At 69.7% G+C, this 14,177-nt stretch carries 15 protein-coding genes; 10 read left to right on the forward strand and 5 right to left on the reverse strand.

Going from position 1 to position 14,177, the window contains the following annotated elements; genetic code table 11:
- Positions 1–113: 113 nt before the first annotated feature.
- The gene (locus tag GV790_RS04135; RefSeq protein ID WP_163810658.1) at positions 114–497 is read left to right on the forward strand and encodes a PPOX class F420-dependent oxidoreductase; all 384 of its coding nucleotides are present in this window, start codon (positions 114–116) and stop codon (positions 495–497) included.
- A gap of 2 nt (positions 498–499) precedes the next feature.
- On the opposite strand, the gene GV790_RS04140 is transcribed toward GV790_RS04135, so the two are convergent.
- Positions 500–763, reverse strand: a complete 264-nt coding sequence (locus GV790_RS04140) for a helix-turn-helix transcriptional regulator (RefSeq protein WP_163810660.1) — start codon at positions 761–763, stop codon at positions 500–502.
- Positions 764–839: 76 nt separating this feature from the next.
- On the opposite strand from GV790_RS04140, the gene map reads away from it, so the two are divergent.
- On the forward strand, positions 840–1,607 hold the full coding sequence (gene map, locus GV790_RS04145; RefSeq protein ID WP_163810662.1) for a type I methionyl aminopeptidase: 768 nt from the start codon (positions 840–842) through the stop codon (positions 1,605–1,607).
- Positions 1,608–1,615: 8 nt separating this feature from the next.
- On the opposite strand, the gene GV790_RS04150 is transcribed toward map, so the two are convergent.
- On the reverse strand, positions 1,616–2,332 hold the full coding sequence (locus tag GV790_RS04150) for a VOC family protein (RefSeq protein WP_163810664.1): 717 nt from the start codon (positions 2,330–2,332) through the stop codon (positions 1,616–1,618).
- A gap of 249 nt (positions 2,333–2,581) precedes the next feature.
- Here GV790_RS04150 and GV790_RS04155 point away from each other — a divergent pair, with 249 nt between their 5' ends.
- Together GV790_RS04155 and GV790_RS04160 are read left to right on the forward strand one after the other, a co-directional pair.
- The gene (locus GV790_RS04155) at positions 2,582–3,136 is read left to right on the forward strand and encodes a PadR family transcriptional regulator (RefSeq protein ID WP_163810666.1); all 555 of its coding nucleotides are present in this window, start codon (positions 2,582–2,584) and stop codon (positions 3,134–3,136) included.
- 29 nt (positions 3,137–3,165) lie between these two features.
- Complete coding sequence (locus GV790_RS04160) at positions 3,166–3,549, forward strand: PPOX class F420-dependent oxidoreductase (RefSeq protein ID WP_163810669.1); 384 nt, start codon at positions 3,166–3,168, stop codon at positions 3,547–3,549.
- Between the two features lie 22 nt (positions 3,550–3,571).
- Here GV790_RS04160 and GV790_RS04165 read toward each other — a convergent pair whose 3' ends face one another.
- Entirely contained in the window at positions 3,572–4,954 is a 1,383-nt protein-coding gene (locus tag GV790_RS04165; RefSeq protein WP_375139368.1) for a metallopeptidase TldD-related protein, read from the reverse strand.
- 17 nt (positions 4,955–4,971) lie between these two features.
- Positions 4,972–6,519 carry a TldD/PmbA family protein gene (locus GV790_RS04170; protein WP_163811093.1) on the reverse strand — a complete coding sequence of 516 codons (1,548 nt, stop codon included), beginning with the start codon at positions 6,517–6,519 and terminating at the stop codon, positions 4,972–4,974.
- Positions 6,520–6,651: 132 nt separating this feature from the next.
- Here GV790_RS04170 and GV790_RS04175 point away from each other — a divergent pair, with 132 nt between their 5' ends.
- The gene (locus GV790_RS04175) at positions 6,652–7,281 is read left to right on the forward strand and encodes a TetR/AcrR family transcriptional regulator (RefSeq protein WP_231855939.1); all 630 of its coding nucleotides are present in this window, start codon (positions 6,652–6,654) and stop codon (positions 7,279–7,281) included.
- 3 nt (positions 7,282–7,284) lie between these two features.
- Here the strand turns inward: GV790_RS04175 and GV790_RS04180 are convergent, their stop codons facing one another.
- Positions 7,285–8,052 carry a TSUP family transporter gene (locus GV790_RS04180; protein ID WP_163810671.1) on the reverse strand — a complete coding sequence of 256 codons (768 nt, stop codon included), beginning with the start codon at positions 8,050–8,052 and terminating at the stop codon, positions 7,285–7,287.
- Between the two features lie 101 nt (positions 8,053–8,153).
- Between GV790_RS04180 and GV790_RS04185 the strand changes: the two genes are divergently transcribed.
- The 5 genes from GV790_RS04185 to lnt all read left to right on the forward strand — a co-directional run bounded on the left by GV790_RS04185 (position 8,154) and on the right by lnt (position 13,894).
- On the forward strand, positions 8,154–9,320 hold the full coding sequence (locus GV790_RS04185) for a sensor histidine kinase (RefSeq protein ID WP_163810674.1): 1,167 nt from the start codon (positions 8,154–8,156) through the stop codon (positions 9,318–9,320).
- 45 nt (positions 9,321–9,365) lie between these two features.
- Complete coding sequence (locus tag GV790_RS04190; RefSeq protein ID WP_163810676.1) at positions 9,366–10,025, forward strand: response regulator; 660 nt, start codon at positions 9,366–9,368, stop codon at positions 10,023–10,025.
- Positions 10,026–10,105: 80 nt separating this feature from the next.
- Positions 10,106–10,588 (forward strand): FxsA family protein, encoded by a 483-nt coding sequence (locus GV790_RS04195; protein WP_163810677.1) that lies wholly within the window; start codon positions 10,106–10,108, stop codon positions 10,586–10,588.
- Between the two features lie 89 nt (positions 10,589–10,677).
- Entirely contained in the window at positions 10,678–12,282 is a 1,605-nt protein-coding gene (locus GV790_RS04200) for an amidohydrolase (protein WP_163810679.1), read from the forward strand.
- Positions 12,272–13,894 (forward strand): apolipoprotein N-acyltransferase, encoded by a 1,623-nt coding sequence (lnt, locus tag GV790_RS04205; protein WP_163810681.1) that lies wholly within the window; start codon positions 12,272–12,274, stop codon positions 13,892–13,894. The genes GV790_RS04200 and lnt overlap by 11 nt, the downstream gene beginning before the upstream one ends.
- The last annotated feature ends 283 nt before the right edge of the window (positions 13,895–14,177 follow it).

Consider the following 14,177-nt stretch of genomic DNA (forward strand, 5'->3'; position numbering starts at 1 on the left):
GTGCCGTACGCGCAGCCGGCCGCGACGAGTGGAGCACTACGTCTACGGGCGTACCCACGAATCTGCCTGCGGGTGGATGCTCGCACCCGCCGACCCGCCCTACCGTGGGGTCCATGACCTGGAACGAACTCGCACACAGCAAATACGCGCTGCTCACCACCTACAAGAAGGATGGAACGCCGGTGGGCACGCCGGTATGGCTGGCACCCGACGGTGAGCGCATCCTGGTGTGGACGAACACCGGATCGTGGAAAGTCAAACGGCTGCGGCGCGATCCGCGGGTGACATTGCAGCCATGCGACAACCGCGGCCGTACCGATGGCGGCGACATCCGCGCCGGCACGGCAACGATCCTCGATGCCGGCGAAACCCAGCGCGTCCGCGAGGTGCTGGCCGCCAAATACGGCATCCTCGGCGCGCTGGCCGTGCGTGGGCACAAGCTGCTGCGCGGTGCCGACGCCTCGGTGGGCATCGCGATCAGCGAGCGCGCGGGCTGAACTCAGGCCGAGGCGGCGAGGCTGCCGGACAACCAGATCGCGGCCAGCTCGTCCAGCGGCAACCCCAGCACCTGGCTCAACGCCACCACGGTGCCGAACGCGGGGGAGGGCAGGCGGCCGGTTTCGATCTTGCGCAGGGTTTCCGGGGAGATGCCCGCCGCGCGCGCGACCTCGCCGAGCTCGCGGGCGCCACGGGCCTCTCGCAGCCGGGCGCCGAGCCGGCGACCGGCTTCCACCTGGGCGGGGGTCAAGGGCAGACGAACCATGCGACCACCCTACGGCTGGTATTTAAATACCGCAATCTGGTATTAAAATACCGATGATGTCGATGTGGAGGTTGTGATGGTCGAGTTGAAGTCGCCCGAGGAGATCGAACGCATGGCGGTGACGGGACGATTCGTCGCCGAGACCCTGGCCGAGCTGCGCGCCCGCGCGGCCGTCGGGGTGAATCTGCTGGAACTCGAGGCGGTGGTGCGCGAACGCATCCGGCAGCGTGGTGCGCAGTCGTGCTACTGGGACTACGCACCCTCGTTCGGCCGCGGGCCGTTCCGCAATACCGTCTGCCTGTCGGTGAACGACGCCGTGCTGCACGGACTTCCGTTCGATTACGCCCTGCGTGACGGCGATGTGCTGACCATGGATCTGGCCGTCTCCATCGACGGATGGGTCGCCGATGCGGCGACCACCGTGGTCGTCGGCACCGCCGCCGAGGAGGATCTGCGGCTGGTGCGGGCGACCGAGGAGGCACTGGAAGCGGCGATCGAGGTGGCGCAGCCGGGGAATCGGATCGGCGACATCTCCGCCGCCATCTCGGCCGTCGCCGCCGCCTACGGTTACCCGGTCAACACCGAATTCGGCGGGCACGGCCTCGGGCGCACCATGCACGAGGATCCGCACGTATCCAATGTCGGTCGCCCGGGCCGCGGATTTCCGGTGCGGCCCGGGCTGACCATCGCCATCGAGCCGTGGTTCGCGCGCACCACCGACCGCATCGTCACCGACCCGGACGGCTGGACGATCCGCTCGGCGGACGGTTCACGGACCGCCCATTCCGAGCACACCATCGCCGTCACCGAGGACGGGCCGCGCATCCTGACGTCTGCGGCCTGATCGGCGGCTCATTCGCGTTCGTCGAGCCACTCCCGCAGGGCCTGGCTCGCGTTCACGTCGGCCGCGATGGTCGCGCGTTCGTCGTCGGTCAGTGGGACCGCGCGCAGCGCCGCCCGATACGTGGCCGCGCGTTCGTCATCGCCCATGGCCACGGCGATCTCGCTCAGCGCGGCCCAGGCTCGGGCCAGGTCGACGGCGGGTGCGGTCGTGCGGTGGCGGCGGATGCCTACTTCCAGTACTCGCGCGGCGGCCTCGTCGTCATTGCGGAATTCGCGCAGGATTCGCGCATTGTCGAGCACGCGCGCCAATCCGGTCAGTGACGGGGAACCGCCGTACTGGAGTTCCATCGGTTCGTCGCGCTGGATATAGGTGATCCAATTGCCGTCCGGATCGACAACGCTGAACCTGGATTGCCCGGAGCGAAATCGGGTGATCCGCGGTTCGCCGGTGGCCGGAACCTTGCCGTACTGCGCGCGCAGGGCGGTGCTGAATGCGCGATGCCGCTCGGCCACGTCGTCGACCATGATCAGGCAGCCGTGCCACCCCTGTGCAGGCCCCTTGCCGTCCGGGGCATTGAAATGCACGGCGCATCCGTCGGCTTCGACCGCCCCGTACACGTAGGGGCGCGCCTGTTGATAGGTGACCGTGTAACCGAGGGCTCGATAGAAGTCGAGCGTGCGCGCCAGGTCGGCGGTGGGGAGCACGGGGACGGCGGTGTCGGGCATTCGTAGCCTCCGTAATCAAGTTTGACTACGCAACCCTAGGGCGGGGCGCTTCCGGAAGTCAAACTTGATTACCGGACGTGCGCGAGGGTCGAGTGGTATGCGGTCGGCACCGAACCTCCTCGCGCGGAAAGTGATCGGTCGAGATCGGCCGGTCATCTCCGGAGTCTGCTGTCGGAGCTGGAGATCAAGTTTGACTACCATGCGGTGGGCGGCTCGGGGTCCGGGCCGCGCCCCGCTGGAAGGAGTCCGATGTCGACGGTGCGGCTGCTGGTACTCGGAGTGATGCGCAGGCAGCAACCGACCCACGGCTATGCGGTGCGGCAGGAGTTGCTGTCGTGGCGAGCCGACACCTGGACCAACGTCAAGCCCGGGTCGATCTATCACGCGTTGAAACAGCTGACCCAGGAAGGCAAGTTGCGTGCCCTCGGCACCGAGGGCAGCAATCAGGGGCCGGGGCGGACGATATTCGAACTCACCGCCGCAGGCGAAGCGGAGTTCCGTGCCCTGATGGACGCGGCCCTGGTCAGCGTGGACATGGAAGAACTCGGCGCGGCCATCGCGTTCATGGACGCGTTGCCGCGCGCGCACGTCATCGCCAAGCTCCGCGAGCAACGCACGCGAAGCCGGGAGATGCGCGACGATCTGCTGGCGATGGTCCCCGATTTCCCCGGCCGGTATTCCGCCCCGCACGCGACCGACCTGCTGGAACTGTGGAGCGGGGTGTTCGAGAGCCTGTCCGGCTGGACCTCCGGGGTGCTGGCCCGGTTGGAGGCCGGGGAGTACCGCATGGCCGACGACGGGTGAGCTGCGCGCCGATCGCCTACCGTTGCCGTATGAGCGATGCGCGCACAGCTGTCGAAAAAGCCGACTACGTCCTGTTGACCACCTTCCGCAAGGACGGCACCCCGGTGCCCACACCGCTGTGGGCCGCCGCGGACAACGGAAAGATCTTCGTTTGGACTGTCACCGACAGCTGGAAGGTCAAGCGCGTGCGCCGCAACCCGTCGGTCACCCTGCAACCGTGCAACGCCAAAGGCACCCCGCACGGCACCCCGATCGACGGCACCGCCCGCATCCTCGACCCCGCCGAAACCGAGTACGTCCGCCGCCTGATCCGCAAGAAATACTTCATCCTCGGCCCCCTCGTCCTGCTCGGCAGCAACCTCCGCCGCGGCAAATCCGGCACCATCGGCCTCGAAATCACCCCGACGAGCTGATCCCTGGGCCCCTCCGGGGGCGTCAGGTGGCCTGGCTGACCGAGGACATGTGGAAGTCGGGGATGCGGAGTGGGGGCATGGCGGTTCGGGTGAACCAGTCTTTCCATTCGCGGGGGAGGGTGAGGGTGGTCGCGCCGGCTTCGGTGGTGCGGCGGAGCAGGTCGAGGGGGCTTTCGTTGAAGCGGAAGTTGTTGACGGCGGCGCTGACTTCGCCGTTCTCGATCAGGTAGACGCCGTCGCGGGTGAGGCCGGTGAGCAGCAGGGTGGCCGGGTCGACCTCGCGGATGTACCACAGCGTGGTGAGTAGCAGGCCGCGTTCGGTGCGGGCGATCATGTCGTCGAGGGTGGCGTCGGAACCTCCGGTCAGCAGTAGGTTCTCGCCGGGAACGGTGGTGGGGGCGTCGAATTCGGCGGCGGTGGCGCGGGGGTAGACCAGCGATTCGATGACGCCCTCGCGCAACCAATTCACCCGCTGTGCGGACAATCCGTTGTCGAACACCGACAGTGCCTCCGAGGACGCGGGCGTGGCGACGAACGGACGGTATTCGAGACCGCTCGCACTCGGATCCGAATACAACGTGAGCGGCAGCTCGGTGAGCCGCTCACCGATGCGGGTGCCACCCGGCCGTGACAAGGCGGTGTGGCCCTCGTGCGCGCCGCGGCCTTCCATGGTCCAGGCCAGGTAGATCATCAGATCCGCCACTGCCGACGGCGGCAGCAGCGTCTCATATCGCCCGGCCGGCAGCTCCACTCGCCGCGCCGACCAATCCAGCCGACGGGACAGTTCCGCCAGCAGCGCCGGCGTATTCACATCGGTGAAATCGCTGGTGCCGACGCCCACCCAGGCGCTGGCCAGATCGGAGCCGGTACCGCGTTTGCCGTTGATCTCCACCGAGCCGGTGGGCTGCACGTAGCGGCGCCGCAGGCCGGTGGAGGTACCGAGCCAGGTGGTGTGCATCTGGTGGTGGGCGAATCCGTAGAGGGTGTCGGTGCCGTCGAACCCGCGAGCCAGGTCGGCGGCAAGCCCGGTGAAGACCTCGATCCCGGTGCGGCCGGGCTCGCCCGCCCAATCCGGCGCATCGGGCGCTCCGTCCGGCTCCAGCAGCGGCATCGCATCGCGCGCCGGTTCGGCCGTGCGCGCGGCCTGCTCGCTGGCGCGGACCACGGCCTCGACATCGGCGCCGTCCACGCTCGTCGCGGTGACGCTGCCGACGCGCGCGAGGTTCGGGCCTTCCCGGAACACCGAGACCACCGCCCACTGCCGCGAGACCGACGACCCGTTGGTGGTCATCGAATTACCCGCCCACCGCAGCGACGCCTCGTGCGCGTCGGTGACGATGACCATCGCCTCATCGGCCTTCGACAGCGCCAGCGCCTGTTCGACCACCGCCCCACCGGGCACAATCGCCGCGCCGGTCCCGTTCACTGCCCTGCCTCCGTCCGCGTGTTGAGAACATTGATGCCGCGCACCAGGATCGACGGGCAGCCGTGACTGACCGCCGCCACCTGACCGGGCTGCGCCTTCCCGCAGTTGAACGCGCCGCCGAGCTGCCAGGTGGACGGCCCGCCGACGGCTTCCATCGCGCCCCAGAAGTCGGTGGTGGTGGCCTGGTAGGCGACGTCACGCAGCTGCCCGTCCAGCTTGCCGTCGCGGATGCGGAAGAACCGCTGCCCGGTGAACTGGAAGTTGTAGCGCTGCATATCGATCGACCAGGATTTGTCGCCCACGATGTAGATGCCGTCGTCGACCCGGGAGATCAGCTCCTCGGTGCTGGTGTCGCGGTGCGGGTCCGGTTGCAGTGACACATTGGCCATGCGCTGGATCGGCACGTGGTGTGGCGAATCCGCGTAGGAGCAGCCGTTGGAACGTTCGAGACCCAGGCGCGGCGCGAACACTCGATCGAGCTGATAGCCGACCAGGAGACCGTCGCGCACCAGATCCCAGCGCTGGCCCGCGACGCCTTCGTCGTCGTAGCCGACGGTGGCCAGGCCGTGCGGTTCGGTGCGGTCGCCGGTGACGTGCATGATCGGGCTGCCGTACCGCAGCATGCCGAGCAGATCGGGCGTGGCGAACGAGGTACCGGCGTAGGCGGATTCGTAGCCGATGGCGCGATCGTATTCGGTGGCGTGGCCGATGGATTCGTGGATGGTGAGCCACAGATTGGTCGGATCGATGACCAGGTCGGTGGGCCCGGCGACGACGCTGGGCGCCTTCACCTTCTCGGCCAGCCACTCCGGGATCCGGGCGAGTTCGCCTGCCCAGTCCCAGATTCCGTCGGCGCCGGTGACGTACTCCCAGCCGCGGCCGGCCGGTGCGGCGAGTGTGCGCATCGTTTCGAACACCCCGGCCGCCGCATCGACGGTGATGGCCTCGAGCTGTGGATGCAGCCGCACCCGCTGCTGGGTGATCGAGGAGCCCGCGGTGTCGGCGTAGAAGGTCTGCTCTTTGACCTGCAGGACCGAGGCCGTCACGTGGTCGACGCCGTCGGCGGCGGACAGCCGCTGCGAATACTCCTGCAACAGCGCCACTTTGTCGGTGGTCGGCACGGTGAACGGGTCGAGATCGTAGGCCGAGACCCATTCCACGCCGTCGTAGCGTGGCTCGGCGGCCAGCTCCACCCGTTCGCGGTTGAGTGCGCGCAAGGTGGTGGCGACGGTGACGGCGCGGCGCGCGACCTCGGCCGCCGAATCGGGCGTGAGTGCCGCATGCGAGGCGAAACCCCAGGTGCCGTCGACGATCACCCGCACCGCCAGCCCGAGTTCGGCGGAATCGGCGACCGATTCCACGCGCCCGTCGCGCAACCGGATGGATTGGGTGACCAGCCGATGCACCCGCAGATCCGCATGTGACGCTCCGGCAGCGGTGGCGGCCGAGAGCGCGGCGTCGGCCAGCGCGGCCAATGGCAGCGAGGTGAATTCGGCGTCGACGCCGTGGTGTGGGCCGCCGGTGCCCGCGTCGGAAGTCGGGATGCTCACCCAGCACACCGTAGTCGGTGCCACCGACAGCCGCTGCCGAATAGTTGCCGCGCGCAGTGGTATCGAACCGGGACGCGGCGCTCGCGCCTACCACGCCCGCGCGGGCAGATGTCGTACTGTGCCCGCGTGCCGCCTTCCGCCCTCCGTGATCGCAAACGTGAACGTACCCGCCGCGCCCTGCTCGAGGCCGCCGTCGAACTGTTCGAAACCAGAGGCTACGAAGAGACGACCGTGGCCGATATCGCCGCTGTCGCCGAGGTGGGCACTCGCACCTTCTTCAACTATTTCGCCAGTAAGGAAGAGTTGCTGTTCCCCGAACCCGATGACCGGGTGCGGGCGGCGGTGGTCGCGATCGCCTCGCGGCGGCCGGGGGAACGGCCGGTCGAGGTGCTGCTACGAGCCTTACGCGCGGCCGGCGACAATCCCGGCGAACATCTCATCGACGATCTGTACGCCCGGATCGCCGCGCTGCGGGCCCAGGTGTCACGCACCGTGCCGGCGGTGAGCGGCCGCGCGGCGCACGCCCAGCTGGTCGCCCAGCGCGAGATCGCCAGGCAGTTGCACGCGGCGTTCCCGGCGGAATTCGACGAGGTCGGCGCGGCGGCGCTGGTCGGTGCCGTGGTCGGCGCGGTGTCGGGTGCGCTGACGGTGCTGTTCCAGGGCCCGCAGATCGGCATCGAGGACGGTGAACGGTTGCAGCGCAAGATCCACGAGACCACCTCCGAGGTGTTGCGGCCCTGGCTCGCGCGGGTCTGACCGTCAGCCGAACTGCTGCCAGCCCAGCCGCAGCACCATCGCGATCACGACCACCAGCAACACCACGCGGACGAACTCCGCGCCGCGACTCAATGCCATCCGCGAGCCGACCACCGCGCCCGCGATATTGCCCACCGCCATCGCCGCGCCGAGTGCCCACAGGATGTGCCCGGTCGCGCCGAAGAAGATCAGCGCGCCCACATTCGATCCGCAGTTGATCACCTTGGCCATCGCCGCGGCACGGACGAATTCGGTGCCGAGCAGGGTGGCGAAGGTGATGATGAGGAAGGTGCCGGTGCCGGGCCCGAGTAGCCCGTCGTAGAAGCCGATCAGCCCGGCCGCCAACGCCACCACCAGGATGAACTTGCGCCGGGTCGGTGGATGCGTGGCGAGGGTGACCCCCACCGACGGACGCGCGGTGACGAAGATGGCCACCCCCACCAGAACCACGAGCACGATCGGAATGAACAGCTCCCGATCGATCAGCGAGACCGCCGCAGCGCCGGTCGCCGCGGCCACCGCCGAGATCAGCGCCGCCGGCAGCAGTACCCGCCAGCGGATCGGCACCCTGCGGGAGAAGGTCACCACCGCCGCGGTCGTTCCGGCCACCGCGCTGAGCTTGTTGGTGCCGAGTGCCGTTTGCGGCGCGATGCCCGGCGCGACCAGCAGCAGGGTCGGCAACACGATCAGACCGCCGCCGCCGACCACGGCATCCACCCAGCCCGCGGCTGTCGCCGCGGTCAACAGAACCGCCCAGTCGGTGATCTCCACGGCCCAAGACAACCAGAAACATCCCATGAACCGGGCGCCGGGTCGGGCCCGCGTGCGCGCCGTCACGGGCCGGTCTCCGGGCCACCCATACCCTGAACGGCATGCGCAGGTTCAGTCTGTGGCTTCGCGGCAAGCCGATCGTCGCCGACTCGATGCTGGCCGGTGTGCTGCTGGTGCTCGACGTCCTCGGCGTCTCCACCGCGCACAACAAGGTGGCCTTCGTGGCGCTGTCGCTGGTGCTGCCGCTGCCGATGATCCTGCGGCGGGTCTATCCGCGGCTCATGGCGGCGGCCATGCTCGGGCTGTCGATCACCACCACCGCCGTCAGCTACCTCACCGAGGAAGAGTCCGAGCACGTCGCGCTGCTCGGGCTCGGCATCATGCTCTACACGCTGGTGGCCTATGTGGGCCGCCGCGACGGCCTGTTCTTCCTGGCGGGCCTGGTCCTCGATACCGGACTGTCGATGCTGGCGACGGGGTTCCCGGCCGGGACCGATCTGGCCTTCGTCATCGTGCTGTACGCCCTGTGCTGGACCCTGGCCGAATTCATCGGCGCCCGCCACGCCTACGACACCGAGGTCGCCGCCCGGCTGGCGGTGGCCGATTACGACCGGGAACGTCGCGCCCACGACGCGGTGTCGGCCGAGCGCACCCGCATCGCCCGCGAATTGCACGATGTGGTGGCGCACGCGGTGAGCGTCATCATCGTCCAGGCCGACGGTGCGAAATACGCACTGCGTCACGACCCCGACGCCGCCGAACAGGCCGTCACCACCATCGCCGCGACCGGCCGCGAAGCGCTGCGCGAACTGCGCCGCACCGTCGCGCTGCTGCGCACCGAGCACGCACCCGACCAACTGCCCCAGCACGGGACCGCGGGCTTGGCGAAGGTGGTGGAGATGATGCGCGGCACCGGCCTGGCGGTGGAACTGGAAATGACCGGCGAGCTCGACGACATCGCCCCGGAGATCAGCCTCGGCGTGCACCGCATCGTGCAGGAATCACTGACCAATACCCTGCGCCACGCCGGCGCCCATCCCAAGGCCTGGGTGCGGGTGCAGCGCCGCGACGACGACATCCTCATCGAGGTCACCGACTCCGGCGGCGTGCCGGTGCAGGAACCGGAGAACCGCATCACCGGCAGCGGGCTCGGGCTTGCCGGAATGCGTGAACGGGTCGCGGTGCTCGGCGGAACGATGGAAGCGGGCCGCACCCCCGACGGCTCGTGGCGGGTGCGGGCCACCATCCCGTTGGTCCAGCCCGACTGACCCGGCCGCCGATAGGCGCCTGCCGAGCCCACTACGCTGTGGTGCGTGCCGATCACCGTTCTCGTCGTCGATGACCAGGAACTCATGCGCATGGGTCTGAAAATGGTGCTCGGCGCGCACCCCGACATCGAAGTGATCGGTGAGGCCGCCAACGGCGCGCTCGCGGTGACCCAGGCGAGCGAACTGCGACCCGATGTGGTGCTGATGGATGTGCGGATGCCGGTGGTCGACGGCGTCACCGCCACGACGCAGATCGTGGAAGCCGGGCACGGTAGCCGGGTGCTGGTGATGACCACCTTCGATCTCGATGAACACGCCCTCGGCGCACTGCGCGCCGGCGCCAGCGGCTTCCTGCTCAAGGACACCCCGCCGGAGGATCTGATCTCGGCGATCCGCAGCGTCGCCGCCGGCGACGCGGTGGTCTCACCGAAGGTCACCAAACGCCTGCTCGACCGCATGATCAGCGAGAATCCCGGCCGCACCCGCGATCCCGGCGTGCTCGACGTGCTCACCGCCCGCGAACGCGAGGTGCTCGAACAGATCGCCGCAGGCCGCTCCAACGCTGAGATCGCCACCCAGTTGTTCCTGTCCGAAGCGACGGTGAAAACCCACGTCGGTCGAGTGCTGACCAAACTGGGTCTGCGCGACCGGGTGCAAGCGGTCGTGCTTGCCTATGAAACCGGGCTGGTCCGCCCCGGCGGGTGAGCCCGGCAACCGTGCGTGCGCACCGGGAGAAAATCCGGGGCACCGGACGTTGAGAGGGTAGATCGTCCGGAAGGAACGTCATGCCCGCAGTTGTTTTCCTCGCCTACCTCGTCGTCGAGATCGCCGCCTTCGTCGGCGTCGTCCAGCTGATCGGCGTCATGCCCGCCATCGTCGTGCTCATCGCCTGCTCGGCCGCGGGAATGCTGCTCATCGGCTCGCAGGGCAGGCGGGTGTTCGAGCAGTTCCGCCGCGCCGGACGCGGGGAGATCACGCCGGGTACCGCCGTCGCCGACGGTGCGCTGGTGGCCTCGGGCAGCGTCTTGATGTTCGTGCCCGGCCTGGTCACCTCGGTGCTCGGGCTGCTGCTGCTCCTGCCGCCGACCAGGGCGCTGCTGCGTCCTCTGGTGGCGGCGGTGACCACGCGCCGGATGCAGCGGGTGGCCGCGCGCATGCCGTATCGCGGTGTGGTCATCGACGGTGACGAGGTGGTCGACGGTGTCGTCGTCACGGAGTGGTACGACGACCCGCGCCCCGGCACCCGGCGCGCCATCGGCGGCGCCTGAGACCGGCGCCGAGATCGGCGCGGCGAGGTGATCGGCACCGCACCCGCCGGTGCCCGGGCACGGATGCGGCACTGGCAGACTGGTCGACCGTGAGTACCCAGTTGCTGGTCGGCGGTCGTATCTACAGTTCCAGTTCCCCGGACGCGACCGCGATGGCGGTCACCGACGGCACGGTGGTGTGGCTGGGCGCCGACCGGGTGGGCCGCGCACTGCACCCCGACGCCGAGATCGTCGATCTGGACGGCGCTTTCGTCGCGCCGGCCTTCGTGGAACCGCACCTGCACACCACCGCGCTCGGTCTGCAACTGACCGGACTCGATCTGTCCGGCGCGCGTTCGCTGGCCCACTGTATGGAACTGCTCGCCGGCTTCGCCGCGGCCCATCCGGGTGCGGTGATCATCGCGGACGGCTGGGATGAGACCCGCTGGCCCGAACACCGGCCCCCCACCGCCGCCGATATCGATGCCGCACTCGGCGCCGACGCGGGCAGGCACGTCTATCTCTCGCGCGTCGACGCGCACTCCGCGGTGGTCTCCACCGCCGTCCTCGATGCCGTACCCGGGCTCAGCGCGGCCACCGGTTTCAGCCGCACCGAACCACTGCGCGCGCAGGCCCACCACCTGGTGCGCGCCGCGACGCTGGCCGCGCTCGACCGCGACCAGCGCGACGCCGCCCGGCGCGCGGCCCTCGACCACGCCGCCGCGCACGGCATCGTCGCCGTACACGAATGCGCGGGCCCGGAGATCTCCGGGGAGGCCGACGTCCGCGAACTGCTCGCCTTCGATCACGGCGTCGAGGTCCGCGTCAACTGGGGGCAAGCGGTGACCAGCGCGGACGATGCGCGTGCGCTGATCGCGGACCTCGGGGTGCACGCGCTGGCCGGTGACCTGTTCGTCGACGGTTCGCTCGGCTCGCGCACCGCCTGGCTGCGCGAACCGTATGCCGACGGCGACGGCACCGGGTTCGGCTACCTGGACGCCGAGGCGATCGCCGCGCATGTGCGGGCCTGCACCGAGGCCGGGATCCAGGCCGGATTCCATGTCATCGGCGACGCCGCGATGGACGCCGTGGTCGCCGGTTTCGGCGCCGTGGTCGACGAACTGGGCGGCCCGGCGGTGGCCGCGCGCGGGCACCGGATCGAGCACGCGGAGATGATCGACGCCGACCAGATCACGAAACTGGCGGCATGGGGCGTCATCGCGAGCGTGCAGCCGGCGTTCGACGCCGCGTGGGGCGGCCCCGACGGCATGTATGCCGCACGGCTCGGCGCCGAACGCGCCGCCGGGCTGAATCCGTTCGCGGCCATGGCCTCGGCGGGTATCTCGCTGGCCATCGGCTCGGACGCCCCGGTCACCGCCCTCGACCCGTGGGCCGCCGTGCGCGCGGCCACCGAGCATCGCACGCCAGGTCACGGGGTGTCGCCGCGTGCGGCCTTCGCCGCGGCCACCAGGGGCGCGTGGCGCGCGGGCGGGGTCCGCGACGGCGTCGCGGGCACACTCGTACCCGGAGCGCCGGCCTCGTACGCGGTGTGGGAGGCCGGTGACCTCGTCGTGGCCGCGGCCGCCGATTCCGTGCAACGCTGGTCGACCGACCCGCGCTCGCGCGTTCCCGGTCTGCCCTCGCTCACCCCGGACGACGCCCTGCCGCGCTGCCTGCGCACGGTGCACCGGGGAGTGACCATCTATGGCGGCTGAGTCCGCCGGTTTCCGGTCGCGCCCGGCTGCGCTGTTCGACCGGCACCCGGTGCTCGTTCGGGCGGTCGCGGCCGTCGTCTCCGGCGTGCTGCTGTTCGGCAGTTTCCCCCCGCGACCGTGGTGGTTCCTGGCGCCTGCCGGTATCGCGCTGCTGACGCTGACCGTACGCGGGCCCGGCAAGCTACGCGCTGGCTTCGGCTACGGGCTGCTCGCCGGGCTCGGGTTCTTCCTGCCGCTGCTGCCGTGGACGGGCATCTATGTCGGCCCGGTGCCATGGCTGGCGCTGTCGGCGGCGTGCGCGGTCTACATCGGGCTGTTCGGCCTGATGGCCCGGCTGCTCGGCACGCTGCCGGGGTGGCCGGTCTGGATCGCGCTCGCCTGGACGACAGCCGAATGGGGGCGTTCCAGTTTTCCGTTCGGCGGATTCCCGTGGGGGCGGCTGGCTTTCGGCCAGGCCGACGGCTGGTTCCTGCCACTGGCCGCCTACGGCGGGGCGCCGCTGATCGGTTTCGCGGTCGCGCTGACCGGTACCGGCATCGCCGCTCTGGTCGTGGCGGTGCGGTCCGCCGGAGGCCGCCGACGCGCGGCCCTCGCCGCGGTTGTCGTCATCGTGGTCATGCCGGTGGCCGGGCTCGCGTTGCGCCCCACGCTGCCCGCCCCCGATGCCGGTGAATCGACCGTCACCGTCGCCGCCATCCAGGGCAGCGTGCCCAGGCTCGGCCTGGACTTCAACGCCCAGCGCCGCGCCGTCCTCGACAACCACGCACGCCGCACCGAACAGTTGGCCGATGACATCGCCGCGGGCCGTGCGCCGCAGCCGGATCTGGTGATCTGGCCGGAGAACTCCTCCGATATCGACCCGCTGCGCAACGCCGACGCTGCCACCATCATCACCCGGGCCGCGCGCCGTGTAGGCGCTCCCATCCTGATCGGTGCGGTGCTGGTGAACGATGACCGCACTACCACCAACTCGATGATGGTCTGGACCGAGCAGTCCGGCCCCGCCGATCGGCACGACAAGCGCATCATCCAGCCCTTCGGCGAGTACCTGCCGATGCGCGGGTTCTTCCGGCTGTTCTCCGAATACGCCGACCGCGCCGGATATTTCGTGCCGGGACACGGCGACGGCACGGTCGGCATCGCCGGCGTCGACCTTGGCGTGGCCACCTGTTACGAAGTGGCCTTCGATCGTGCCTTCCGTGATGCCATGGCCGCGGGCGCGCAGTTGCTGACGGTGCCGACCAACAACGCGACCTTCGGCGACAGTGAGATGACCTATCAGCAGCTGGCCATGTCGCGGGTGCGCGCGGTGGAACACGGGCGCGCCCTCGTCGTCGCGGCGACCACCGGCGTCAGCGCCATGATCACCGCCGACGGGGCGGTGCGTCAGCACACCGAACTGTTCGTCCCCGCCGCGTTGACCGCCGACCTCCCGCTGCGGAGTTCGACGACCCCGGCTACCCGGCTCGGCGCGGCACCGGAGTGGGTGGCCATCGTTCTCACTGCCGCCGCGTTGGTCGTCGCGGCAATCCGCTGGCGAACCCGGCGCCCGAATGAGCCGACCAAGCGAGCGTCTTCGCCCGAATTTCCGGCGCATCCGTCCGCGCGATAGGCGCTGCGCTAACCGGACGCCCGTTATCTGTCCGGTTCGATCGAACGCGCGGTCTTGCGGCGCGGGCGAATTCCCGGTTCGCCCGACGATAGCCGCCGCCCAGCGGGACCGGCACGTCAGCGTGCCATTTTCCGGCATTCCTGTCGGAAAGTTTCCGGTACCCGCCCGATAGCGAAAATGTAGCTGTCCAAAGTGGCGTTGTGCCAAGGCCGTTGGAAGTGAAACAAATCCGAACCCTCGGCCATCCGGCCGCCATGACGCTCCGAATCATCATTCGTGGACT

The sequence above is a fragment of the Nocardia cyriacigeorgica genome (assembly GCF_010858045.1).
Classification (GTDB): domain Bacteria; phylum Actinomycetota; class Actinomycetes; order Mycobacteriales; family Mycobacteriaceae; genus Nocardia; species Nocardia cyriacigeorgica_E.

Coding starts and splice junctions, on each gene's coding strand:
- lnt (WP_163810681.1), top strand. CDS start 12,272: ATGGCGGCTGAGTCCGCCGGTTTCCGGTCGCGCCCGGCTGCGCTGTTC.
- GV790_RS04155 (WP_163810666.1), top strand. CDS start 2,582: ATGTCGACGGTGCGGCTGCTGGTACTCGGAGTGATGCGCAGGCAGCAA.
- GV790_RS04150 (WP_163810664.1), bottom strand. CDS start 2,332: ATGCCCGACACCGCCGTCCCCGTGCTCCCCACCGCCGACCTGGCGCGC.
- GV790_RS04185 (WP_163810674.1), top strand. CDS start 8,154: ATGCGCAGGTTCAGTCTGTGGCTTCGCGGCAAGCCGATCGTCGCCGAC.
- GV790_RS04135 (WP_163810658.1), top strand. CDS start 114: ATGACCTGGAACGAACTCGCACACAGCAAATACGCGCTGCTCACCACC.
- GV790_RS04195 (WP_163810677.1), top strand. CDS start 10,106: ATGCCCGCAGTTGTTTTCCTCGCCTACCTCGTCGTCGAGATCGCCGCC.
- map (WP_163810662.1), top strand. CDS start 840: ATGGTCGAGTTGAAGTCGCCCGAGGAGATCGAACGCATGGCGGTGACG.
- GV790_RS04160 (WP_163810669.1), top strand. CDS start 3,166: ATGAGCGATGCGCGCACAGCTGTCGAAAAAGCCGACTACGTCCTGTTG.
- GV790_RS04140 (WP_163810660.1), bottom strand. CDS start 763: ATGGTTCGTCTGCCCTTGACCCCCGCCCAGGTGGAAGCCGGTCGCCGG.